The organism is Parvibaculum sp. MBR-TMA-1.3b-4.2 (assembly GCF_053628815.1).
In genome coordinates, this window is record NZ_JBRJHC010000001.1 from 2,577,689 (window position 1) to 2,601,329 (window position 23,641).

Annotated in this window: 22 protein-coding genes; 11 read left to right on the forward strand and 11 right to left on the reverse strand. The window is 62.9% G+C overall.

Annotated elements, in window-relative coordinates; translation table 11 throughout:
• The first annotated feature begins 12 nt into the window (after positions 1-12).
• Positions 13-1,284: a DUF1835 domain-containing protein gene (locus ACSSVQ_RS12395; protein WP_454183470.1), complete on the forward strand. Its 1,272-nt coding sequence runs from the start codon at positions 13-15 to the stop codon at positions 1,282-1,284.
• A 29-nt stretch (positions 1,285-1,313) separates the two neighbouring features.
• Here ACSSVQ_RS12395 and ACSSVQ_RS12400 read toward each other — a convergent pair whose 3' ends face one another.
• The 7 genes from ACSSVQ_RS12400 to ACSSVQ_RS12430 form a co-directional block, all read right to left on the reverse strand.
• A complete protein-coding gene (locus tag ACSSVQ_RS12400; RefSeq protein WP_454183472.1) occupies positions 1,314-1,535 on the reverse strand; it encodes a helix-turn-helix domain-containing protein in 222 nt (73 codons plus the stop codon).
• Positions 1,535-2,101: a DUF2975 domain-containing protein gene (locus tag ACSSVQ_RS12405; protein WP_454183473.1), complete on the reverse strand. Its 567-nt coding sequence runs from the start codon at positions 2,099-2,101 to the stop codon at positions 1,535-1,537. The genes ACSSVQ_RS12400 and ACSSVQ_RS12405 overlap by 1 nt, the downstream gene beginning before the upstream one ends.
• Before the next feature lie 83 nt (positions 2,102-2,184).
• On the reverse strand, positions 2,185-3,072 hold the full coding sequence (locus ACSSVQ_RS12410) for a haloalkane dehalogenase (RefSeq protein WP_454183475.1): 888 nt from the start codon (positions 3,070-3,072) through the stop codon (positions 2,185-2,187).
• Positions 3,073-3,176: 104 nt separating this feature from the next.
• Positions 3,177-3,692, reverse strand: a complete 516-nt coding sequence (locus ACSSVQ_RS12415) for an acyloxyacyl hydrolase (RefSeq protein ID WP_454183477.1) — start codon at positions 3,690-3,692, stop codon at positions 3,177-3,179.
• A 240-nt stretch (positions 3,693-3,932) separates the two neighbouring features.
• Positions 3,933-4,496 carry an acyloxyacyl hydrolase gene (locus ACSSVQ_RS12420; protein WP_293327118.1) on the reverse strand — a complete coding sequence of 188 codons (564 nt, stop codon included), beginning with the start codon at positions 4,494-4,496 and terminating at the stop codon, positions 3,933-3,935.
• 142 nt (positions 4,497-4,638) lie between these two features.
• The gene (locus ACSSVQ_RS12425; protein ID WP_454183479.1) at positions 4,639-4,830 is read right to left on the reverse strand and encodes a twin transmembrane helix small protein; all 192 of its coding nucleotides are present in this window, start codon (positions 4,828-4,830) and stop codon (positions 4,639-4,641) included.
• Positions 4,831-4,882: 52 nt separating this feature from the next.
• The gene (locus ACSSVQ_RS12430) at positions 4,883-6,553 is read right to left on the reverse strand and encodes an acyl-CoA dehydrogenase family protein (protein ID WP_454183481.1); all 1,671 of its coding nucleotides are present in this window, start codon (positions 6,551-6,553) and stop codon (positions 4,883-4,885) included.
• A gap of 304 nt (positions 6,554-6,857) precedes the next feature.
• Here ACSSVQ_RS12430 and ACSSVQ_RS12435 point away from each other — a divergent pair, with 304 nt between their 5' ends.
• Positions 6,858-8,306: a TrkH family potassium uptake protein gene (locus ACSSVQ_RS12435; RefSeq protein WP_454183482.1), complete on the forward strand. Its 1,449-nt coding sequence runs from the start codon at positions 6,858-6,860 to the stop codon at positions 8,304-8,306.
• Between the two features lie 127 nt (positions 8,307-8,433).
• Here the strand turns inward: ACSSVQ_RS12435 and ccrA are convergent, their stop codons facing one another.
• On the reverse strand, positions 8,434-9,717 hold the full coding sequence (gene ccrA, locus ACSSVQ_RS12440) for a crotonyl-CoA carboxylase/reductase (protein ID WP_454183484.1): 1,284 nt from the start codon (positions 9,715-9,717) through the stop codon (positions 8,434-8,436).
• Between the two features lie 306 nt (positions 9,718-10,023).
• Between ccrA and ACSSVQ_RS12445 the strand changes: the two genes are divergently transcribed.
• From ACSSVQ_RS12445 to ACSSVQ_RS12465, 5 genes are all read left to right on the forward strand, one after another.
• Positions 10,024-11,127 carry a ferritin-like domain-containing protein gene (locus ACSSVQ_RS12445; protein ID WP_454183486.1) on the forward strand — a complete coding sequence of 368 codons (1,104 nt, stop codon included), beginning with the start codon at positions 10,024-10,026 and terminating at the stop codon, positions 11,125-11,127.
• A gap of 111 nt (positions 11,128-11,238) precedes the next feature.
• Positions 11,239-13,020 (forward strand): alpha/beta fold hydrolase, encoded by a 1,782-nt coding sequence (locus ACSSVQ_RS12450; RefSeq protein WP_454183488.1) that lies wholly within the window; start codon positions 11,239-11,241, stop codon positions 13,018-13,020.
• 100 nt (positions 13,021-13,120) lie between these two features.
• On the forward strand, positions 13,121-13,594 hold the full coding sequence (locus ACSSVQ_RS12455; RefSeq protein ID WP_454183490.1) for an anti-virulence regulator CigR family protein: 474 nt from the start codon (positions 13,121-13,123) through the stop codon (positions 13,592-13,594).
• 155 nt (positions 13,595-13,749) lie between these two features.
• Positions 13,750-14,205, forward strand: coding sequence for an RcnB family protein (locus ACSSVQ_RS12460; protein ID WP_454183492.1), 456 nt, complete (start codon positions 13,750-13,752; stop codon positions 14,203-14,205).
• A 182-nt stretch (positions 14,206-14,387) separates the two neighbouring features.
• Positions 14,388-16,394, forward strand: coding sequence for a methylmalonyl-CoA mutase family protein (locus ACSSVQ_RS12465; RefSeq protein WP_454183494.1), 2,007 nt, complete (start codon positions 14,388-14,390; stop codon positions 16,392-16,394).
• Positions 16,395-16,441: 47 nt separating this feature from the next.
• Here the strand turns inward: ACSSVQ_RS12465 and ACSSVQ_RS12470 are convergent, their stop codons facing one another.
• Both ACSSVQ_RS12470 and ACSSVQ_RS12475 read right to left on the reverse strand, forming a co-directional pair.
• The gene (locus ACSSVQ_RS12470) at positions 16,442-17,971 is read right to left on the reverse strand and encodes a hypothetical protein (RefSeq protein ID WP_454183495.1); all 1,530 of its coding nucleotides are present in this window, start codon (positions 17,969-17,971) and stop codon (positions 16,442-16,444) included.
• 222 nt (positions 17,972-18,193) lie between these two features.
• Complete coding sequence (locus ACSSVQ_RS12475) at positions 18,194-18,841, reverse strand: class I SAM-dependent methyltransferase (protein ID WP_454183497.1); 648 nt, start codon at positions 18,839-18,841, stop codon at positions 18,194-18,196.
• Positions 18,842-19,245: 404 nt separating this feature from the next.
• Between ACSSVQ_RS12475 and ACSSVQ_RS12480 the strand changes: the two genes are divergently transcribed.
• The 4 genes from ACSSVQ_RS12480 to ACSSVQ_RS12495 all read left to right on the forward strand — a co-directional run bounded on the left by ACSSVQ_RS12480 (position 19,246) and on the right by ACSSVQ_RS12495 (position 22,512).
• On the forward strand, positions 19,246-19,554 hold the full coding sequence (locus ACSSVQ_RS12480; RefSeq protein ID WP_454183499.1) for a hypothetical protein: 309 nt from the start codon (positions 19,246-19,248) through the stop codon (positions 19,552-19,554).
• Positions 19,551-20,699, forward strand: coding sequence for a hypothetical protein (locus tag ACSSVQ_RS12485; RefSeq protein WP_454183501.1), 1,149 nt, complete (start codon positions 19,551-19,553; stop codon positions 20,697-20,699). Before ACSSVQ_RS12480 ends, ACSSVQ_RS12485 begins: the two co-directional genes overlap by 4 nt.
• 17 nt (positions 20,700-20,716) lie before the next feature.
• Positions 20,717-21,391, forward strand: coding sequence for a hypothetical protein (locus tag ACSSVQ_RS12490; protein ID WP_454183503.1), 675 nt, complete (start codon positions 20,717-20,719; stop codon positions 21,389-21,391).
• Between the two features lie 167 nt (positions 21,392-21,558).
• Positions 21,559-22,512 carry an AEC family transporter gene (locus ACSSVQ_RS12495; protein WP_454183505.1) on the forward strand — a complete coding sequence of 318 codons (954 nt, stop codon included), beginning with the start codon at positions 21,559-21,561 and terminating at the stop codon, positions 22,510-22,512.
• Positions 22,513-22,519: 7 nt separating this feature from the next.
• Here ACSSVQ_RS12495 and ACSSVQ_RS12500 read toward each other — a convergent pair whose 3' ends face one another.
• The gene (locus ACSSVQ_RS12500; RefSeq protein ID WP_454183506.1) at positions 22,520-23,602 is read right to left on the reverse strand and encodes an acyltransferase family protein; all 1,083 of its coding nucleotides are present in this window, start codon (positions 23,600-23,602) and stop codon (positions 22,520-22,522) included.
• Between the last annotated feature and the right edge of the window lie 39 nt (positions 23,603-23,641).

Consider the following 23,641-nt stretch of genomic DNA (forward strand, 5'->3'; position numbering starts at 1 on the left):
GAGGAACCGGCCATGACCGATTCAGACACCGCCGCCTTTGCGGCCAATCCTTTCCGACTCAATCTCGACCAGCAGAAGAAGCGCGCCCGCGAGCTGCAGCGCGCTTTCAATGCAGATAATGCAGATGCCCTGTCGCGCGTGCATGTGTGGCGGGAGACGCTGAGCGCGCCTTTGAAGCTGGCCGATGCGCAATTCGTGATCGCCCGCGAACTCGGCCTGCCGAGCTGGCCGAAACTCAAGGCGCATATCGAGGCGCTCGATGCGTCCACCCGGTTCATTCGCGGCGGAAACATTTCAGACGCGGATAGGCGCACGCTTCACATCCGCTGCGGCAGCGATATCGGCGAGGCGTTGACGCTTGCCGGTTTCGAGGGGCGCTTCCTGGAATATTCCAATCCCTTCTGTCAGGGCCCGGTAACGCCGGATGGCGACTGGCTGGCGCGTCGTGCCGATTTTCTGGCCGAGGCCTATGGCGGCGAGATGGACCGCTCGGAGGGCGATATTCGCGCCGGGCTGATGGCGGAAGAGGAGGGGCTGGCGCAAGCGGCGGATTATGAGCGCGTCGTCCTCTGGTTCGAGCATGACAGCTACGACCAGCTCATTCTGGCGCGTGTGCTCGCCGCCTTCGCTGAGATGCGAGGGCGGCCACGCATCGAGCTTGTCTCCACGGACAGCTTTCCCGGCGCGGAGCGTTTCATCGGGATCGGGCAGTTGCCGCCCGAGGCGCTGCATATGCTCTGGTCTTCGCGTACCGCCGTAACGGAGGCGCAACTGGCGCTGGGCGCGCGCATCTGGGCGGCCTTGCGGGCAGGCGATCCGACCGATCTCTGGACCATTGCCGAAAACGGGGCGGCAGCGCTTCCCTTCATGTCCGGGGCGCTCCTTCGGCATTTGCAGGAGCTGCCGGGCGTGGCGGACGGTCTGTCCCTCACCCAGCGGCTGATCTTGCGCATTCTCCATGACCGGGGCCCGCTCACGGCGGGGCGCATTTTCGCGGCGCTGATGCGGGACTATGAGCCGCTGCCCTGGCTGGGCGATCTCATGTTCTGGCACATCCTTCGGGAGATGACGCGATGCGCCGACCCGCTGCTGGAGATCGCGCCCGGCGAAGACTGGCCGAAGCGCGAGGTCGCGCTCACCGAGGCGGGCCGCGCCTGTCTCGACGGGCGGCTCGACTATATGTCTCTGTCGCCGCCCGAACGCTGGGTTGGCGGTGTCCGGCTTCTGCCCGGCGCGCCGGTCTGGCGATGGGACGAGGAGAGCAGGGCGCTGCGAATGCGCTAGCTGCATCGACGGCGGGCAATGCCGTTTTTTTATTTGTCCGAACCGCTGTCCGGTTCGTAGGCGAGCAGGTCGCCGGGCTGGCAGTCGAGCGCCCGGCAGATCGCCTCAAGCGTGGAAAACCGCACGCCCTTAACCCGTCCGGACTTGAGGAGCGAGAGGTTCGCTTCGGTGATCCCCACGGATTCCGCGAGCTCTCGGCTCTTCATCTTCCGGCGTGCGAGCATCACATCCAGCGTAACTGTTATGGGCATCAGATGATCCGTGCGTTGTCGTCGGCGATCTCGGCGGCTTCAACCATCACCCATGACAGTATGAGCACGGTCGCGCCGATCAGCGTGAGGGCGAGGTCGCTGCTCGACAGGCCGAGGCTGATGAAACGGTGGCCGGGCGCGTTGTCGAGGCTGACGGCGAGGGACGCCAGTGCGTCACCGACGAATTGCGCCGGCACCCAACACAGGAGGGCGATTGCAAGTCCGCGGAAATGACGCGCATTGGCCGGCCCGAAGATCGTGCCGTCGCTGTACTGCGAAAAGAGAGCCCGCAGGTGCCGAAGGCCAATCAGGATCACGGACAGCGGCACGAGGGATGCGAGGAAGCCGAGGACGCGATCCTGCACTGAAAGCGGTCCGTTCCCGGCGATTTCCCGGCTGACGAAATCCGCAAGCAGGCCGTCTCCGCCCGGCCTATCCACCATCGCCCATCCGATGGCGAGGAGGACCGGCAGGGCGAGAATGGTGGCCAGTAGCACCCACTCCATGATGCGGCTCACGCGCCGGATGCGGGCGCGGCGTTTGGTGGCGGTGCTGCTGCGGGACATGGGAGGACTCCATCGGAAAGGACGATGAAGCCTGTATTACAGCAATATTTTATCGTTTTAAAGAAAAATATTTCTGTTTTGAGCTATCGGAGCCCGGAGACGAAACTGGCAATCGCCTCGCCGATCTCATGCGGGCTGTCTTCCTGGATGAAATGGCTGCCCTTCACGGTCTCTTCGGTCTGGTTTTTCCAGCCACGGCAGAACTCGCGCTGGGCGCCGATCAGGATGGCGCCCGGCTCGGCATTGACGAAGAGCTTGGGCAAATCGTTTTCGGCCATCCAGGCCGCATAGTCGGACACGATGTCGGCCACGTCCGCCGGTTCGCCGTCGAGCGGGATCTGGCGCGGCCAGGTGAGCGTCGGGCGTCGGCTTTCGCCGGCCTCGGCGAAGGGACGGCGATAGACCGCCATTTCCGCCTCGCTCAGCCCGCGCAGGACCGAGCCCGGCAGCACGCGCTCGATGAACAGGTTCTTGTCGAGAATCATCTCTTCGCCCGCGGGCGAGCGAAAGGCCTCGAAAATGGGCCGCGCATCCGGGTTCCATTCGTCCCAGCGCATGGGCCGCACGATGGCTTCCATATAGGCGATGCCTTTCATCGCCTCCCTGTGGCGGTTCGCCCAGTCGAAGCCGAGTGCGGAGCCCCAGTCATGGATGACGAGGGTGACGTTTTCCGTCACGCCGAGCGCGTCCATAATGCCGTCGAGATATTTGCGGTGGTCGACGAAGCGATAGCTCTCCGGCCCGCTCTTATCGAGCTTGTCGCTGTCGCCCATGCCGATGAGGTCGGGCGCGATGCAGCGGCCCTGACCTTTCAGATGCGGCATCACATTGCGCCACAGATAGGAGGATGTCGGATTGCCATGCAGGAAGACGATGGGATCGCCGTCGCCCATCTCCACATAGCGCATGGTCTTGCCGTGTACGGTGATGGATTTCTTCGAATGTTCCTCAGGCGAAATTTGTTCTGCCATGGCGTCCTCCCGTTTCGGCTTGAGCTTTTCATATTGGTGCGACGGCGGAAAGAAAAAGGGCTCCCGCAAGGGAGCCCTTTCCATTCCAGCTTTTTGCGTCCCGCCTAGAAGCGATAGCCGTAGCGCACACCGATATTGTTCATGCCGTCATTGGAATCGCACAGATAGGCGTTCGACATGTGCTCGAAGGTGGCCATGAGCGAATGGTGTTCGTTCACGTCGTAGCCGAGCGAGACGGTTTCGTGGAACTGCAGACGGCATCCATAGTCGCGGCTTGAGGTCGTCACCTTGTCCGTCTCGCCATTGTGGATGGCGCCGGCCACGCTTGCGTCGAAGAAGAAGTTGTTGCCGAGATCGAAGTTCCAGCCGAGACCGGCATAGCCAAGGCTGGTGCCGCCGCCGGTGTTGATGGTGGCGCCCACCAGCGGACGGGGGGACCAGGCCCAATCGAGGATTTTCGGCGAGGCGAACAGCACTTCGGCATTGATGTCGGGACTGTCCGTCTCGAGGCGTTTGCGGATGAGGCCGGTATCGTGGTCCATGACGCCGATCCGCATCTCGCCGCCGAGGGGGCGTGCATCGGCCGAGTTGCCGGGAAGCGTCGCTGTACCGAGTGTCAATGCGGCGGCCATGCAGCATGCGCACGCCGTTTTCGTGATTCCGGTCGTCGTTTCCATGATTGCCCTGTTTTCTTGATTCGCCCGCTCGTTTGCATGGAATCCTACATGACCCTTTGTGGGACATGCGATGTCAAAGGCGTCGAGGCATGTCTGACTTGCTTGGGGTTTTGTCGTCAAACGTTCAAAGAAAAAGGGCTCCCGCAAGGGGAGCCCTTTTCCGTGTGAATTGTCTGTGTACGGTCAGAAGCGGTAGCCGTAGCGGATGCCGATATCGGTCATGCCGTCATTCTTGTCGCAGAGACCGGCATTCGACATGTGCTCGAACGTGGCCATCAGCGAGTGATTGGCGCTGAGGTCGTAGCCGATCGAGAAGGTTTCGTGGAACTGAACGCGGCAGCCATAATCGCGGCTGGAACTCGTCACCTTGTCGGTCTCGCCATTATGGATGGCGCCGCCGAAGCTCGCGTCGAGAAAGAAATTGCTGCCCAGATCGAAGTTCCAGCCAAGGCCCGCATAGCCAAGGCTCGTGCCGCCATCGGTGTTGATGGTCGCGCCGATCAGCGGGCGGGGCGAATAGGCCCAGTCCAGGAATTCCGGCGAGGCGAACAGCACTTCGGCATTGATGTCCGGGCTGTCGGTTTCGCGGCGGTCGCGGATCAGGCCGGTATCATGGTCCATGATGCCGATGCGGATTTCTTCGCCGAGCGGGCGGGCATCCGCCGTCGTTGCGGGAAGGACGATGGTGCCGAGGGCCAATGCCGCGGCCACGCCACCGGCAATGGACGATTTCAGAGACTTGGTCACAGCTGCGATGATCCTCTTGTCTTGTTGCCTTCCCACCCCGGGAAGATGCCGCAATTTACATGATTTGCCGCAGGTCACCCGATGCAAAACTGCAACATGTGTGGGTCGGCGTGCAGGGATGGGACGGGAAATCCCGGAAATCCTAGCGGCTGGCGAAATAGAGCCCGGTCATCAGGATGATGATGGCCACGAACTGAAGCCCCACGCGCCAGCGCATCAGCGTCTGGGAGCGGCTGGAGGAGCCGCCGCGCAGCATGTTCCAGAGGCCGGCGATCAAGACGATGACGACCACCAGCACGGCAAGCGGGCCGAGATAGCTGAAAAGTTCATTCATGTAAGCGCCCCCTTTCGGGCTTTTTTTGTTTGTTCATACGGCGAAGCGTTCGTCAGTTGGCGCCGTCCAGCAGGCGGCGGGCGATGACCTGCGCCTGAATTTCCGCCGCGCCCTCGAAGATGTTGAGGATGCGCGCATCGCAGAGCACGCGGCTCACGGGATATTCGAGCGCGAAGCCGTTGCCGCCATGGATCTGCAGCGCATTGTCCGCCGCCGCCCAGGCGACGCGCGCCGCCAGCAGCTTCGCCATGCCCGCTTCGAGGTCGCAGCGCCGACCGCCATCCTTTTCGCGCGCGGCGAAATAGGTGATCTGGCGCGCCACCATGATTTCCACCGCCATCATCACGAGCTTGCCGAAGACGCGGGGGAAGGCATAGATCGGCTTGCCGAACTGGATGCGCTCCTGCGCATAGCGAAGACCGAGTTCCAGCGCGCATTGCGCGACGCCGACCGCGCGGGCCGCCGTCTGGATGCGGGCGCTTTCGAAGGTCTGCATCAGCTGCTTGAAGCCCTGGCCTTCCTCGCCGCCCAGCAGGTTTTCCGCCTTCACTTCGAAATCGTCGAAGCCGATCTCGAATTCCTTCATGCCGCGATAGCCGAGGACCTCGATCTCGCCGCCCGACATGCCTTGCGCCGGGAAGGGCTCGTTATCGTCGCCGCGCGGCTTTTCCGCGAGCAGCATCGAAAGGCCCTTATAGCCCGGCGCGTCATTGGTGCGCGTCAGCAGCGTCATCACGTCGGCGCGGGCGGCATGGGTGATCCAGGTCTTGTTGCCGCTGACCTTGTAGGTTTCACCTTCGCGCTTGGCGCGCGTCTTGAGGCTTGCAAGGTCGGAGCCCGTATTGGGTTCGGTGAAGACGGCGGTGGGCAGCTTTTCGCCGCTCGCAATCAGCGGCAGCCATTTGTTCTTCTGCTCGTCCGTACCGCCGCCGAGAATGAGTTCGGCGGCGATTTCGGAGCGGGTGCCCAGCGAGCCGACGCCGATATAACCGCGCGAAAGTTCTTCCGACACGACGCACATGGATTCCTTGCCGAGGCCCAGCCCGCCGAATTCCTCCGGGATGGTCAGGCCGAAAACGCCGAGTTCGGCCATATGCGACACGACTTCCAGCGGAATATAGTCGTCCTTCAAATGCCATTCATGCGCATACGGAACGACTTCGGCATCGGCGAAGCGGCGCATCTGGTCGCGGATCGCGTCATAGGTTTCCTCAAGGCCGGTATCGCCGAAGGTCGCCGCGCCTGCCTGCGTGCCGAGGATTTCGGCAAGCCGCGCGCGCACTTCAGCGGTATTGCCCTGCTGCGTCAGCGTCTGCACGGCGGGGATCATCAGCTCGCGCTGGTCGTCCTGGCTGAGGCCCATATCCTGGGGGCGCAGGATTTCGCCCTGGCTCATCGGGATGCCGCCATAGAGCTGCCAGAGATATTCGCCGAAGGCGATCTGCACGATCAGCGCTTCGGTCTCGCCGAAGCGGCCTTCGCCGGTCATGCGCTCGGCATAATCGGCCAGCTGGCGCAGCGCCTCCACATAGGTTGCCATCCAGGCGAGGCCGTGGGCGGCGAACTGTTCGCGCTCCAGCGCGGCCGCCGACACCTTGCCGTCCGTCACGACCTTTTCCCGCACGCCTGCGCGGGCCTTGGCGAGCAGCTTGTCGGCCGCCGTGACGGCTTCCTTGGCAAGGCCGATCAGATTGTCGAGAACGGCGGGATTGGTCTGGCTCATGGCGATACTCTTCATTTCGGGTCGGCTGGGCCGCAGGTCGGGCCCCATGCGTGAGAGGGAACTAGGCCCTTATATATCGCGCTTGGGGCATGCGGCCAGTGCTGCGCTGCGCCATATTTGCCTCTCCGACCCGCTCCCGGCCCGGCCCCGGCCTGGCCTCACCCCGGTCTTCGGGCCGTTTGCGGGGTTTGTGCATATCGGCGGGTCAGGATAGAAAGAGGCGGCTTCGCGGCTGCGACGAGGGGTCCTGCGGGCCCGGAGAATGCCAGGAGACCGGGGGATATCCGGCTAATGAGAGTACTTCATGCATAGCGGCAAGGTAGTCGGTCTCGTTCTGGGCGCGTTGCTGGTCGCGCTGGCGGTGCTGATGCTGGTGCCGGCGCTCGCCGATCTGGTGGCGCAGCGCGACGACTGGACGGCCTTCCTGCTCGCCGCCGCCATTACCGGCTTTGCGGGCGGCGGGCTGATGCTGGCCTTCAGCACGGAGGACCGCGATCTCGGCTATCGCGCCACCTTCATGATGACCACGCTGGGCTGGCTCGGCGTGTCGGCCTTCGCGGCGCTGCCTTTCGTCTTTTCCCGGATCGGGGTGAGCTATACCGACGCCTTTTTCGAGGCGATTTCGGGCGTCACCACCACGGGCGCGACCGTCTTTTCGGGCCTCGACAAGATGCCGCCCGGCATCCTCCTGTGGCGCGCGCTTCTGCAATGGATCGGCGGCGTCGGCATCATCGTTACCGCCGTGGCCATTCTGCCTTTCCTGCGCGTCGGCGGTATGCAGCTCTTCCGCACCGAAAGTTCCGACCGCTCCGAAAAGGTGCTGCCGCGCCCCGGCCAGATCGCGCTCGCCATCGCCGAGGTCTATCTCCTGCTGACGCTTGTCTGCGCGGTGCTCTACATGTTCGGGGGGATGACGCCCTTCGATGCGATGACGCATGCCATGACGACGCTCTCCACGGGCGGCTATTCCACGCATGATGCGTCCTTCGGCTATTTCGAAAATCCGTGGCTGAGCTGGGTCGCGGTCGTCTTCATGATCGCGGGCTCGCTGCCGCTCGTCGTCTATATCCACATGATCCGGGGCGAGCATGATGCGTTGTGGAAAGACCCGCAGGTGCGCGGCTTTCTTGTCTTCATCGTCATCGCCGTGCTGATCCTCACCCGGTCCATCTGGATGGACGGGCATTACGACCTTCTGGAATCGCTGCGCCACGCGGCCTTCAACGTCGTCTCGATCGTCACGACGACGGGCTATGCGACGACCGACTACACCACGTGGTCGCATTTCGCGGTGATGTTCTTCTTCCTGCTGACATTCGTCGGCGGCTGCACGGGTTCCACGGCCGGCGGCATCAAGATCTTCCGTTTCCAGATTCTCGGCATCCTGTTCCGCACGCAGATGCGCCAGACGCTTTATCCGCATGTGGCGCAGACGCTGCGCTATGGCGAGCGCACGGTGGACCGCGAGATCGTCTTCTCGGTCGGTCTTTTCATCGTGCTTTATTTCGCCACCGTCTTCGGCATCGCGCTGGCGCTGGGCGCGCTGGGGATCGAATTCATGACGGCGATTTCGGCCTCGGCCACGGCGGTCGGCAATGTCGGTCCCGGTCTCGGCGACATCGTCGGCCCGTCCGGCAATTTCGCGACGCTTCCCGACGCCGCAAAATGGCTCCTCAGCGCGGGCATGCTGATGGGACGGCTCGAACTTCTCACCGTCTTCATCATGTTCACCAAGGATTACTGGCAGCAATAGGCTTCCGACAAATCGAGGCTGTCATCCCGGCACTTGTTGCCGGGATCCATTGGCGTTTCGATTTGTGGAGAAGGCGAGTGGGTCCCGGGAATAAATCCCGGGACGACACGTCTATGCAGGGCGGGCTTTACTGCCCCGAAAGCTCCAGCACATCCTCATAGCTGCGCAGGCCCGGGCGCTGGGCGGTCACCAGCACGGCCATGTTGCCGGGCAGGTGCTCGTTCTTCCACATCTTGGTGTGGGCGCGCGGGATGTCTTCCCAGGAAAACACTTCCGACATGCAGGGATCGATGCGGCGCTCGATGACGAGCTGGTTTGCCGCGCTTGCCTGTTTCAGATGTGCGAAATGCGAGCCCTGAATACGCTTCTGGCGCATCCAGACGAAGCGCGCATCGAAGGTGAGGTTGAAGCCCGTCGTGCCGGCGCAGAAGACGACCATGCCGCCGCGTTTCGCCACCATGCAGGAAACCGGGAAGGTCGCTTCGCCGGGATGCTCGAACACGATGTCGGGATCGATCCCCTTGCCGGTGATGTCCCAGATCGCCTTGCCGAATTTCCGCGCCTCTTTCATGAAGTCGTTGAATTCGGGCGAGTTCACCTTGGGCAGCTGGCCCCAGCAATTGAAGTCCTTGCGGTTGATGACGCCTTTCGCGCCCATCGACATGACGAAATCGTGCTTGGACGGATCGGAGATGACGCCGATCGCATGGGCGCCCGCCGTCGCGCAGAGCTGCACGGCAAAGGAGCCGAGGCCGCCCGACGCGCCCCAGACCAGCACGTTCTGGCCCGGCTGCAGCCCGTGCGGGCGATGGCCGAACAGCATGCGGTAGGCGGTGGCGAGTGTCAGCGTGTAGCAGGCGCTCTCTTCCCAGGTCAGGTGCTTGGGGCGCGGCATGAGCTGCTGCGACTGCACGCGCGCGAACTGCGCGAAGGAGCCGTCCGGCGTTTCGTAGCCCCAGATGCGCTGCGAGGGCGAGAACATCGGGTCGCCGCCATTGCATTCCTCGTCGTCGCCATCGTCCTGGTTGCAGTGGATGACGACTTCGTCACCGACCTTCCAGCGCTTCACCTTGGAGCCGACGGCCCAGACGATGCCGGCCGCGTCGGAGCCTGCGATGTGGTAGTCGTTCTTGTGCGCCCCGAAAACGGAGACGGGCTCGCCGAGGGCGGCCCAGACGCCGTTGTAGTTCACGCCCGCCGCCATCACGAGGACGAGCACTTCATTGCTGTCGATTTCCCAGGTGGGGACGACCTCGACCTGCATGGCGCTCTCGGGCGGACCGTGGCGGTCGGCCCGGATCGACCAGGCGTACATGTTCTTGGGAACGTGACCCAGCGGCGGCACTTCGCCGACTTCATACAGGTCTTTTTTCTCCGCGCCATTGTCGGCGCTGGTTTCGACGGCTGCCATACGCGCACCTCTTTCGTATGCCGCGCACCCGATTTGAGGCTGCCACCGAAGGGCGCGCGGACGACTTGGGGTGATGGTCACAGTTTCATGACCGTTTTGCCGGGATCATTGGCGCTCGACACAGCGTATGCAAGGCATTTTTGCGGTGCAGCAATATTCCGGCGTTCCCGCCGCCCCGCAAGGCGCCGTTGCGTCACATTCTGTGCATCCTCCTTGTGCCGCCGCGTGTAGATGTTAGACTTCACAGTGCGTAGTGGAGATACGCATTTAGACGGCACACGCATCATCGCTCAGGGAGGAGCTTGGATGAAGCAGATCAAGGACATGTACACGCTTGCGTTGGACGACAGCCATTGGGACGTCCCGCAGAATTACGATGCGATGTTCAATTGGGAATACGATCCCGAACGCACCGCGATGATGGGCCTTTACCAGAAGGGCAAGGAGATGCAGTGGGATGCGGAAACCCGCATCGACTGGTCGCAGGAACTCGATGAGGACAATCCCGAACAGCTTCCCGACGAGATGCTGCCGATCAACGGGATGGCCGAATTCGAGAAGATGTCGCGCAAGGAGAAGGCCAATGTGCGCAAGCACTTTCAGGCCTGGCAGCTCTCGCAGTTCATGCAGGGCGAGCAGGGCGCGCTCATTTGCACGGCGAAGATCGTCACCCAGGTACCGGACATGGACTCCAAGTTCTATGCCTCGACCCAGGTGATCGACGAGGCCCGCCATGTGGAGGCCTACAAGAAGCTCCTGTCGAAGTTCGAAGTCGTCTATCCGATGACGAAGCCTTTGAAGGACCTCATCGAGCAGACGCTGCGCGACAGCCGCTGGGACATGACCTATCTCGGCATGCAGGTGGTGATCGAGGGGCTGGCGCTCGCCTCCTTCGCGCAGATCCGCGACAATGCGCAGAACCCGCTTTGCGCGGCAGTGAACGCTTACGTGATGCAGGACGAATCCCGTCACGTCGCCTTCGGGCGTCTGGCGCTTCGGGACTATTACCCGCAGCTCACCCAGGCCGAACGCGACGAGCGCGAGGAATTCCTGCTGGAAGCGAGCTATCTCATGCGCGACCGTTTCGACGCGGTGGAGGTCTGGCAGAATCTCGGCCTCGACCCGGTGAAGTGCGGCGAGCATATGTACAACTCCGGCTTCATGGAGATGTTCCGCAACTCGCTCTTCACGCGCATCCTGCCCATCGTGAAGGATGTCGGCCTGTGGGGCGACAAGATCCGCAAGGGCTATGAAGAGATGGGCGTCATCCAGTATGCCGATCAGGACGTGCAGGCGCTGCAGGACGAAGACGAAAGCATCGCCCGCGAGTTCGATGCCCGTTCCGCCCATATCGCCAGCATCGCGGCGCGCGCCCAGGGCATGAACGCCGGGGCGACGGCGGCCGAGTAATCCAGACAGGCTGCCAAGTGAATGACGGGCGGGCCGTGCAGAGATGCGCGGCCCGTCTTGTTTTTGTTCTATACTGTCCGCCTGTTCGGGGTGTCATGCGTGAGGGCGGTTGTGGAAAGCGGGCCGGGGGGCGGCGTCGGAACGGCGCAGCCCATAAAGGGAAATGAAATCGCCGAGGCGGTGGATGCCGTCTATGGCTTCGCCACGATCCCGGACAATTGGGAAGACCTGATCCGCCTGCTCGAACATCTCGACGGCGGCGCGGCGGCGGATGACGCGCCCGAGGAGACGACCGGCGCGCCGGACAATGCGTTCCGCGATGTCGTCGTCTCGCATCTTCTGCGCGCGCAGGAGCTGGCGGACCGGCTGCACCGTTCCGATGAAAGCGCGCCGGACGCCCCTTATGCCTATCTGCTGATCGATCGCGAGCGCCGTATCGCAGGCTGCAATGCCAGCGGCGCGGAGGTGTTCGGCGAGGTCGTGGCGTCGCTCGAAACGGGCAAGCGCCTTTCCTTCGCTTCGGAAGAACACGGTCACAATTTTGCCGATGCGCTGAAACGGGCCGGGGAGAGCGCTGCCGGGCCGTCCATCATGCGCTTCCTCTCCGATGAAGGCGGGGTCGACCTTCTTTGCTATCTCGTGCCGCCGTCATCCGTTCCCGCGGCCATGCTGCGTGCAGGCGGCGAGCCGCTGGATCGCGACGGGCTCCTCTGCGCGCTCGCCGCGCCCGAACGCGGCGGTGCGCAGGGCGGGCCGGATGTCCGTCTGGCGCTGGGCCTCACCCCTGCGGAGGAACGCCTTGCCGCCCGGCTCAAATCCGGCCTGGCGCTGAAAGAGGCGGCGGCGGATCTCAATATTTCCGTCAACACCGCGCGCAACCAGCTCAAGAGCATTTTTGAAAAACTGGGGATCAAGCGGCAGAGCGATCTGGTGCGTCACCTCGTCGAACTCAACATGGTCGCCGCCTTTCTCGATACGCCGTCGGGCGAGACGCCGCGGGATGCGGAGGGCGGCGATGGACGGCGGATTTTCCATCTACCGGCTGACGGGAGCGGTCAGGCCCGCGCGCTTGCCTATCGCGATCTCGGCGCGCGCGACGGCTTTCCCGTCTTCGTCTTTCAGAGCCTCATCGTGTCGGGTCTGATGCGGCCGGAGGAAATCGAGGCGGCGCGGCGCGCGGGCGTGCGCCTCATCAGCGTGGACCGGCCGGGCGCCGGTCTGTCGACGCCCGATCCCGATTTCGACTATGCGAGCTGTGCGCGCGATTGCCGTGCGCTCGCCGACCATCTGGGCCTGCGCCGGGCCGCCATGTTTGCCTGGGCGTCGGGCGCGCCTTTCGCGCTGGCCGCGGGCGCGGAGCTGGGCGAGCGCGTCACGGGCGTGATGCTCGTCGCGCCGCGTCTCGTGTTCCAGCCGGATATGGAGCGCACGCATCCGGCGGCGGAGTTTTTCGGCGGGCTTCGGCGCCACCCCTGGCTCATCGATGCGGTGTTTTCCATCATCCGCTCCAAGCGTTCGCGGCGCTTCCTCGGGCCGATGATCAAGCGCTTCTTCGAAGGGTCGGCGGCGGATGCCGCGGTGATCGAGCGCGATCCCTCGCTGGTGCCGTTTTTCGTCGACGGCGTCATTGAGGGGCTCGATGTGACGCGGGAAGGGCCGGTGCGCGAGGCGCAGATGTTCGCCGAGAAAAAGTCGCTCGATCTGGCCGGGCTCACGGCGCCGGTGACCGTCTGGTTCGGCGAGGACGACCGCATGAACAAGCCCGACGATGTGAGCCGTATGCTGAAGAATATTCCGGTCGCCGATTTCCGGCTCTTTCCCGGCGAAGGCCATCTCATCGCCATCACCCGGTTCGGGGAGATGCTGGAGATGCTGAAAAGGACCGCAAATTGAGGCGGATATGCTTCAACTCTAAAACGGCGATCTTTCCCGGCGTCATTTTGTTGCCATAGGCTGTTGCTCCTCTAACCGCATGGTTATGAAGGAGACGAAAATGACACATGCATGGAAGCGCCCTCTCGTAGCCGGTGTGACGCTCGCCCTGGCGCTCGCGCCCGCCTCCGCCTTTGCCGACCCGCCCGGCAAGATGACCGGCCCCGGCAAGGGCAATGCCGCGCATGGCAATCCGCATGCGGGCAAACCCGGCCCTGCCGGCAAGGGCAAGGCTGGCAATGAGATTCTCGATGCCTCCATCAATGTGCGTTTCAGTACGAGCGAGGCGGACATCATCCGCAATTATTTCGGCGCGCATCCGGTGGAGACGAAACCCCTGCCGCCGGGCATTGCGAGGAACCTGCAGCGCGGCAAGCCGCTGCCGCCCGGCATCGCCAAGCGCTATCTGCCCTCCACACTCAAGGCGCAGCTGCCGGCCCGCGACGGCTATGAGCGGCTTCTCGTCGGCAATGACGTGCTGCTCGTGAAGGCGGCGACGGGGATCATCGTGGATGTGCTGACCGGCATTCGCTGAGAGGAGAAAAGGCGGCGGCCCGGCAGCGACGGGAAAAACGGGTTTTTGCGATAGATCAGGGTCGCCTCTGCGGCAATATATCAGCTTATGCCGATATCCGGCCCCGCTAAGCTTTACCGGCAGGGCGGGGCAGATATCGAGCAGGAGCCGATCGCATGAAATTCGTTACCAGCAAGCCCGCCATGCGGGCCCTTTCCGTCGCGCTGGCGCTCTCCATGACGGGCGCACCGGGCATGGCCTTTGCCCAGCAGGGGCAGGGGCCGCGTTACAACCAGCAACAGCAGCAGCGCTCTCCCCAGCAGCGTCCGCAGCAATACAAGCAGCATCGTCAGGAGCGCCCGCAGTTCCGCTGGCAGGACAGCCGCGAGGTGCGCAACTATTACCGCCATCACAAGATGCACCAGTACAAGCCGCTGCCCCGCGGTGCGCGCTTCCGCGTCGGCCACCGGCGCCCGGCCAATGTCCGGTATTACGATGTGCCGCCGGTGCTGCTGAAGCGTCTGCCGCGTTATCCCGGCTATCGCTATTACATGGCGGGTAACGACATCATCCTGGTTGCCATTGCGACCGGCATCATCGTCGACATACTGGTGAACGTGAACCGCTACTGAGCGGGACCGTCCGCCGCATTCAGGCAAATCCGGGCCCGGTTTTCCGCCCTTTCGGGGCAGGAGGCCGGGCTTTCCCTTTTGCGGTGCGGCAAGGGGTGTGATAATGGCCCTTACCTCGCGGCAGGCAGGGGCGGTACGCCTTTCCGCCGCGTATCCATCCTCGAGTAGAGAGCGGACAGGTCATGGCGGATCAGGACAATAAGGGCGCGGGCGGCAAGACGGTTCAAAGGGATCGGCCATGGATTTTCCGTACCTATGCGGGCCATTCCAATGCCAAGGCCTCCAACGAGCTCTACCGGACCAATCTCTCGCGCGGCCAGACGGGCCTTTCCGTCGCCTTCGATCTGCCGACCCAGACCGGCTATGATTCAGACCATGTGCTGGCCAAGGGCGAGGTCGGCAAGGTCGGCGTCGCCGTCTCCCATATCGGCGACATGCGCGTCCTTTTCGACCAGATCCCCATGGAGGAGATGAACACCTCCATGACCATCAATGCGACGGCGGCCTGGCTGCTGGCGCTTTACATCGCGGTCGCGGACGAGCATGGCGCGGATCGCGCGAAGCTTACCGGCACGGTGCAGAACGACATCATCAAGGAATATCTCTCGCGCGGCACTTACGTGTTCCCGCCCGAGCCCTCCATGCGCCTCATCACCGACATTGTGTCCTTCACCTATTCGGAAATGCCGAAATGGAACCCGACCAATGTCTGCTCCTACCATCTGCAGGAAGCCGGGGCGACGCCGGTGCAGGAGCTGGCCTTTGCGCTGGCGACGGGCTGCGCCGTGCTCGACCATGTGAAGGCGAGCGGGCAGGTGCCGGACGCCGATTTCGCCAAGGTCGTCGGCCGCATCTCCTTCTTCGTCAATGCGGGCGTGCGCTTCGTCACCGAAATCGCCAAGATGCGCGCCTTCGTCGATCTCTGGGACGAGATCTGCCGCGAGCGCTATGGCGTCGAGGACGAAAAGCTCCGCCGCTTCCGTTATGGCGTGCAGGTGAACTCGCTCGGCCTCACCGAGCAGCAGCCGGAAAACAATGTCTACCGAATCCTGATCGAGATGCTGGCCGTGACGCTGTCCAAGAAAGCCCGCGCCCGCGCCGTGCAGCTTCCCGCCTGGAACGAGGCTTTGGGCCTGCCGCGCCCCTGGGACCAGCAATGGTCGCTCCGCGCGCAGCAGATCCTCGCCTATGAGACCGACCTTCTGGAATATGCCGACATCTTCGACGGCTCCGAAGTGATGGAAGCGAAAGTTTCCTCGCTCAAGGAAGAGGCCCGCGCGGAGCTTCAGCGCATCGACGAGATGGGCGGCGCCGTCGCCGCGGTCGAAAACGCCTATATGAAGCAGAAGCTCGTGGAATCGAATGCCGCGCGTCTCGCCGATATCGAGGCGGGCCGCATGAGCGTCATCGGCGTCAACAAATATGAGGAGACGGCCCCGTCGCCGCTCTCCACCGGCTCGGGCGACATTCACGTCATCGAGGAAGGCGTGGAGGCCGCGCAGGTCGCCGCGCTGAAGGCATGGCGCGACAAGCGCGACAATGATGCGGTCGAAAAATCGCTCGCCGCCCTGAAGGACGCTGCGAAGTCCGGCGCCAACATCATGGAGCCTTCCATCGCCTGCGCGAAGGCGGGCGTCACCACGGGCGAGTGGGGCGCGGCGCTGCGTGAGGTCTTCGGCGAGTATCGCGCACCGACCGGCGTCTCGCAGTCCATGCGGGCGGACTCATCGCACCTGGATGAAGTGCGCAAGCAAGTCGATGCGGTCTCCGCCAAGCTTGGCCGCCGTCTCAAATTCCTCGTCGGCAAGCCCGGCCTCGACGGCCATTCCAACGGTGCCGAACAGATCGCCGTGCGCGCGCGCGATTGCGGCATGGAAGTCGTCTATGAAGGCATCCGCCTCACGCCCGCGCAGATCGTCAATGCCGCGCTCGAAGAAGGCGTCCATGTCGTCGGCCTCTCCATCCTGTCGGGCAGCCATGTCTCGCTCGTCACCGAAGTCCTCCGCCTGATGAAGGACGCGGGCATCGGCGACATCCCCGTCGTCGTCGGCGGCATCATCCCGCCCGACGACGAACAGATCCTCATGCGCGAAGGCGCGGCGGCCGTCTACACGCCCAAGGATTTCCAGATCAACGACATCATGACCGAGATCGTCCGCCTCGTGGACTATTCCGACGAAGCGGCTTGAATCTTCACTTCCGGTGTCATCCCGGCGAAAGCCGGGACCCATTGGCGTTATGAGGTAGCATCCTTGTCTTTTTCGTTCTTCGAAAGCCAAGGAAGAGATAGTCGTTGGTCGTCAGGTAACATGGCGCTCATCGCACTAAGTTCCACCGCACTTTGTCGTGATTGAGAAAGCCTGTCGTCTGCTGTGTTTGCAGATGGATGTTGGGGGGGATCTTCTGCGGATACAGGCCGCGCAGATTGAGGTTGGGACGTATCCTCCGAGGATTTTCCCGACAGAACGTCTTTTTGGATTTTTGGTGGAGATGGAATCCATTCGCGCAAATGCTGCGCCACATGCTCATAAAATTCGGGGACGACTTCTTCGAGGCGCTCTATGAACTTCACGTTGCGTCCAAAGTCGCCCGCGAGGTCTTTGATTAGTAAGACTTCAAAAGATCCGACGGCCTTTCCGACATTGTCGTTCTCGACCGAACTTGGATCCTCTTTGACCCTCGTTATAGGTGCTTGTGTAGCTTGGGCTCGGCCGGGCCAGTTGGCGCGAATATGAATATGTTCGTTATCAGTCTTCGGAAGTTGCCGAGTGAGCCAGTTCACGCGAGCGGATGTACTTTTCCTATCTTGTGGCGCAGCGAGCCTCATCGAGCAGGTAATATTTCTTAGTCGAATGTCGGCTACGACATCAATAGGTGAGGCGATATCTGGCACATCAAGTGTGAACTGGAGCTTGTGATCTCGGATCAGAACATCGCAGTCCTCCTTGAGGCGCAGCTCCGGATTTTCCGCTTCCTTTTTCGCTAGCTTCAGGCCAACTCCGCGCCCCAATTGACGGCTTAATTCCAGGCAGACGTCTCTCTGTTCCTGATGCCAGCTTGCGACGCTGTTGACGACTTCTTTGCTGTTTTTTTGAAGCGATGCGCCGCTGTGGACGGATGAGACTAGGTCCTTCCATTCAGGGTTCATTCGATCAAAACGATGGATGCCAGAATTCGGATGGCGGAGGTATCTAACGACTTCACTGAGGATATATCTCTGCTCTGGGTCGTCGAATGAGTCCTTGGGTTGCGAAACAAGCAACGTGGCTTCAGTAAGCAGATGCATCCACGACCAGTGAAAAAGATGAACTCCCTTAGGCGGCTTTTTGGGCAGGTCTGCGGGGTGGTGTGTCGGCAGCGCCGTCAGTTGGTTCGAGATCGTGATGACGGCATCTATGCCGAGTTCTTTCGCAAGATCGAGATAATTGGATAGCTGCTCGCCTTTTAATTCAGCGTTTCCACATTTTGCTTCAACCAATGCACGCCATACGTTTCTGCCGGTGGAAAGTACTATCAGGCCATCCGGTCGATCTTTGGTCGTGCGTGAGCTTTTAAATCCGACTTCTGTGTAGCATTGGATGGCAGCGGTCTTGCCGACCCGAAGGCCGAGACCGCTAAGCACTTGTTTGGCAAATGGAGGCACGGCCATTAGCGAAGCCAGGAAAACGGATGTGCTACGGCCCTCTTTACTGGTTTCAGCAAGGGTTGGAATTAGCCGAGCAGGTTCTCCCGAAATTAGATAGTCAGGTCTTGAACTTCGTGCCATCGCACCCCCCAGAAGCCAATATTCGATTTGTATTTGAGGCTTTCGATTACTTCAGCATTTTGGAAAATCGAAAGCAACTCGCTGTGACGGCGTCCTCCTATCTTTCGCGCGCCGCGTTGACCTGAGGTGCGGGATGGAGGCTTGATATCTGTGGCATAGCGTGGGGAAGACTTTGCAGTCGGCATACGCCGGTTCGGACTGGCTCTCTAGGATTTACCGCCCTCAGTCCGTCGCGCGGGCGGCGATGAAGGGGCGGGTGTCCTTCTTTTCCGAGCCATGCCGTTCATCGGCCAGGATCTCGAACCCCGCCGCGCGGATCGCCTCCGTGAGCGAGGCGGCGGTCATCGACGCCACGCTGGAGGGCGCCTTGCCGAAAAGGCGCATCACCGGGATCGCCAGGCCGATCAGCGGGGTCATGTCGCCGAGGCACGGTGTCTTGGAGATGAAAAGCCCGCCCGGCGTCAGCAGCGACCTGATATCGCCGAGCGCTTGGGGCACGTCGCTTACCAGATGAAGATAGTTGAAGCCGAGTACGGCATCGTAGCGGGTGCCTTCCGCCGCCAGCTCGCGGGCCGTCGCCTGCCGGAAATCCGGCCGACCGGCGGCGCCGTCCTCAGTCGCGGCTGCTTTCTCCCTGCCGATAGCGACCATCTCCGACGAGATGTCGGTGGCGAGATAGCTCTCCGCCGCATCGGCGAGCCGCAGGGCCGCCGTGCCCGTGCCGCAGCCCAGTTCCAGCACGCTTGCGCCGGGCGGCAGCAGCTCGCGCGTGCGCGCCAGCGTCTTGTCGAACCCCGCCATATCCGCGATGGGCGAGCTTGCATATTTCCGGGCCGCCTTGTCCCAGAACCTTGCGTCGATCTCGCTCATGCGTTTCTCCGGATTTGTCCGCGGTCGTCCCTTTCATAGAGGCCGCCCCGCCGCTTTGCATGTCTTTATTCGCGGGCCCCATGACCTGTCGGGCAGGGGCGCCGGGGGGCAAGCCTATCCCCATTCTCGCCATAATAGATTGTTTCACTCCGGTACAGTCGGGTAAGCCTTTTCGGCGGCAAGACTCGCCTCGCGTGTGAGCCTTCATGTAAATTTCATGGGGTTGAGGGCGCGGGGTGGCCGGAAACCGGCAGTTTGATGCTTGAGGGGGCGCCATTGCGCCCGCATGGTTAACAGTTCGTAAAGCCGTTCAGCGGGCATTCATGTCGCGCTTCTGATTATGGCAAGTGAGGTCGCATATCAGCCGGGAGGGCGGTGCGGCGGAAGGCGCAAGCGGGGTAGCAATGAGCGAGAGTTACGATACCGCCCGCGAGGCGGGAAAGGGACAGTCCGCGGCGGCCTATGGCCGTCATGTCGAGCCGCTTCCCGAGATTCACATCTTTTCGCGTCTGTCCGAGCTCGATGCGGCCTATGCCGCCGATCTCGCCAAGCGCCGGGCGCGCCAGGAAACGCTGGAGCGCGAGATCGCCGCGCTGGCGAAACATCTTTCCGCGCCGCTGGAAGGTGAAGAGCAGGAAGGCGCGCGCCGCGGTTTCTTCGCCCGGCTTTTCGGCGCCGGCAAGTCGAAAGCGAACAAGGGGGATGACGCATGAACGCGAACGTCTCTCTCATCGCCGAGGATATGCGCGAGAAGATCGGGCGTAATTTCGTCCGCTCCGAACGCGCCGCGCGCATGGCGCCTTTCTTCTTCATCGGTTTCGCGCTGACGGCGCTGGTCGCGGTCGGTGCGGTGGCGGTCGATTACATGATCGTCTCGGAGTTCTGGACGCGCGCGCTCGCCAATGAGTTCCTCGAACTGCCCGGCGCGCTCGGCCAGTCGGTCGCCTTCAAATCGGCGCAGGTGCTTTTCGCCACCGTCGCCGCGCATATGCTTTACGAGCAGCTCGGTCCCATCGGCAAGGCGGTCTTCGTGCGCATCGTCTTCGTGCTGGCGATCGTCATGCTGCTGGGCGTCGGCTTCATGCTCGCCTTCATGTCCCTGCCCAACGGCATTGCCGCCACGGGCGATGGTGGCGCGGGCTCCTCGCTGTCCGACACGCTGGCGGGCCTCGGTCTTGCCACCAACGGCACGGCGGAAACCGCGCGCACGGCAACCGAGATCGACAAGGTGCGCGAATGGCAGCCGCTGGCCTGGCTCGGCTCGCTCGGCATCGTCTTTCTGGTGGTCACGGGCGTGGCGGCGCTGTGCCTGCATGTCGCCATGGCCTCGGTGCGGCGCATCTTCCTGTCGCGCGACTATCGTCACCGCAAGCAGGACATGACGCGCCTGGCCGCGCTGGAAGAAGAATATGACGCCAACCGCCATGCGCTGTCGGAAATGGAAGGGCCGGAAAACCGCCGCCATCTTCTCTGGACCGGGCTGATGCGCGAGGCGCGCGCCTATGAGCAGGGGCTGGACGAAGCCCGCCGCGAGCTGTCGAAATCCTCCGTCCCGGCGATTTCCGCTCCGGCACCGAAAACATCGCGCGGTCTGCTCGGCCGCAAGAAGGAGGAGGCCCTCCCGTCCGCCGTTCCCGATCGGGGCAGGGAGCGTCAGGCCGCTTTCGCCGAGCGCATCAAGGCTTGCGAGGAATCCCGGTCGCTCGGGCGCCATGAAAAGCTGTTCGATGAATGGTGGGAACGCCGCTCGCGTAATGCGATGAAGGCGGGGCCGTCCGGCGTCGCCCATGTGCGCGAGCCCATCGGCGAAGTGTTGCCGCCGCCGCGCCGTGTGCCCATCGGCCGGACGCAGGATTGAGGGAAAGACCGAAGCCCATGCGCCTCTTCGTATTGATCGTCGCCATTCTGGGCACGCTCGCCGCTGTCTTCGTCAATCGTGCGGCGGAGGCGGCGGAAGCGCCGCGCACCGTGGTGATCGGTCTCGACCTCTCCAAAAGCAATCCGCTGGTGACCGACGATGCCTATGCGGCGCGCGCGGGCGCGAAAGCGGTGGAAGAGATCGAGACGCTCCCGCCGCATTCCCGCGTCATGCTGCGCACCTTCGGCTCCTATGACGTGACGGCGAATGCGCTGAAGGTCGATCAGGTGATTTCGGCCCGCGCCAAGCCGGATGCGGTGGCCGACGGTCTGCGCATTCTCATCGCCAACATCCCGAAGCTCGTGCGCGACGGCAAGCTGGAGGCGCAGGGCTTCACCAATATCCTGCCCTTTCTCGACACCATGTCGCAGGTGGTGGACTGCGCCGCCCAGCCGACGGATTATATTCTGCTGACGGATGGTTTTGAGGATTCCGAATATGCGAAGCTGAAGGCCGGCGGAAAACTGCCGGCGCCCTCCAGCGATCTTTTTCAGGGCTGCGCGTCGCTCACCATTCTCGGCCTCGGCCAGGGCGCAGGCAGCCCCGCCGTCACGCAGCGCGTGCGCCATGAATGGCGCGACTGGGCCAGGGCCGCAGGCTTCCGCCACTTCGCCGGGCTTTATGATTGGTAGCCGCGATTGGTGCGCTGGATGCCCGGATCAAGTCCGGGCATGACATCCTGAAACAAAAACTGTCATTGCCGGGCTTGACCCGGCAATCCAGTCCTTCCCCCAACTTTGACCCTGCGTCTTCCCCGGGCTAGCTTCCGCCGGCCTTATCACCTGCGGGAATGTCCCCCATGCTTTTCGCCCTCAGCCTCGTCCTGCCGATCTTCGGCGTCATTGCGCTCGGCTATGCCGCCTCGCGGTCCGGGCTGATGAGCGACGAGGCGATCGACGGGCTCGACACTTACGTCTTCACCTTCGCCATGCCCTGCCTGCTGTTCCGCAATCTGGCGACGACGCCCTTTCCGGATGTGCTGCCCTGGGGCCTCTGGGCCTCCTATTACGGGGCGATGCTGATCTCATGGGCGGTCGGCAGTGTCATCGCGCTGGGCGCGCTTCGCCGTCCGAGCACGGATGCGGTGATGATCGGCTTCGGCTCGGCGCAGGGCAATACGGTGATGCTTGGTATTCCGATCATCGTGACGGGCTTCGGCGAGAAGGCGGGCTTTCCGGTCTTTCTCATCCTCGCCTTTCACGGGATCATTCTTTTCACCGTCGTCACCTTTCTCCTGGAACTGACGAAACCGCGCGCCGAGCACGAGCAGATTCATTTCCTGTTAATCCTGAAAGAGGCGATGAAGGGCACGGCGAAAAACCCGGTCATCATCGGGCTGGTGCTGGGCGTCGTCTATGGGCAGACGGGGCTTCCCATGCCCAAGGTTGCCAACGACACGCTGCATCTCATCGGGCGCTCGGCCATTCCCTGCGCGCTTTTCGTGCTGGGCGGCATGCTCACGCGCTATGCGATCAAGCGCTCCATCGGCGCGGCGACGCTGACCTCGGTGCTGAAGCTCGTCTTCATGCCGGTGCTGGTGTTTCTCGCCTCGCATTATCTCTTCGATATGCCGCCCATATGGGCGGTCGCGGCGACGGTGCTGGCGGGCATGCCGGCGGGCGTCTATTCCTCGATCATGGCCAAGCGCTACAACGCGGCGCCCGGCGCGGCATCGAGCGCGGTGGTTTTGTCCACCGCGCTCAGCCTGATCACGATTACGCTGATGCTCAGCTACTTCCTGCCGAAAGGGTAGGGGCAGGTCAGGCGCTTGCCGGAATGGCCGCTTCCTTGTCGGGCCGGGCCGGCTCGTCCTTCAGGCGGAACATGGCCGGCCGCACGAAGAGGAAGGCAAGCGGCGTCCGCTTCAGCACCTCATAGCCGATGATCGGCCCCACAAGCGCCACCGCGAAAGTAACGATGGTGATGAGGTCGCCGTTTTCCCAGCCGGCGAATTTCACCAGCCCCACCCGCATCGCGGCCATCGGCGCGAAGAAGGCGAGGAAGATGTAGAGCGAGCGGTGGCCGATGAAGGAGAGCGCGCCCGCGAACCCCGCTTCGGCCAAGACGGTAATCGTCAGGATCGAACCGATCCCGCCCGCATAGCCCATCAGCAGTTCCAGCCCGCGGATCTCGATCAGGCCGGAGAAGACCACGGTCGCCACCGTCGCATAGAGGAGCGCGGCGACGCCGAGGGCCTTCGCCTTGTTATCGCGCGCCCAGGCGGCGAGCTCGAAGATGCGGCTTGCGCCATAGACGCCGGAGACGAACCAGATGAAGCGCCAGGCGAATTCGTCGAGCAGCATCCAGCCGGTTGCGATCTGGGTGAAATAGAGGCCGATGGCGGCGGCGAAGATCCAGGCCGGGTTCGCCTTGCGGAAGACGCGCAGCACCGTAAAGAAGATCGCCAGCTCATAGATGAACCAGAGCACGCCGAAGGGCTGGAGCGGGATCAGCCACATATCGGCCCAGCTGGTGGTCCAGTTGCCGCCGGTCGGCACGGCGATCTTGATGCCGATCTGGATCACCGACCAGAGCAGATAGAAATAGCCGAAATGCAGGAGCTTCCTGTCGAGGAAATCGCGCCACGGGCCGTTGATCGCCTTCCAGGCGAACAGGCCGGCGACGAGGAAGAAGAGCGGCATGCGGAAGGGCTGGGCGAAGGCGGAAATGTCGCTGAAAACGTCCGGCGGCGTGCCGAGCGTGGCGGCCACGCCCCATGTGGTGTGGTCCATCACCACCAGGCTGATGGTCAGGCCCTTCACCGCATCGATCCAGCCGAAACGGGATTTTTCCGTTTTTGGGACGGGATTCGCCGTCCCGGAATCGGCCATTGCGCTCGTCATATCCTGCACCTCGCATCAAATCGGGCCGGAACCGTTCCC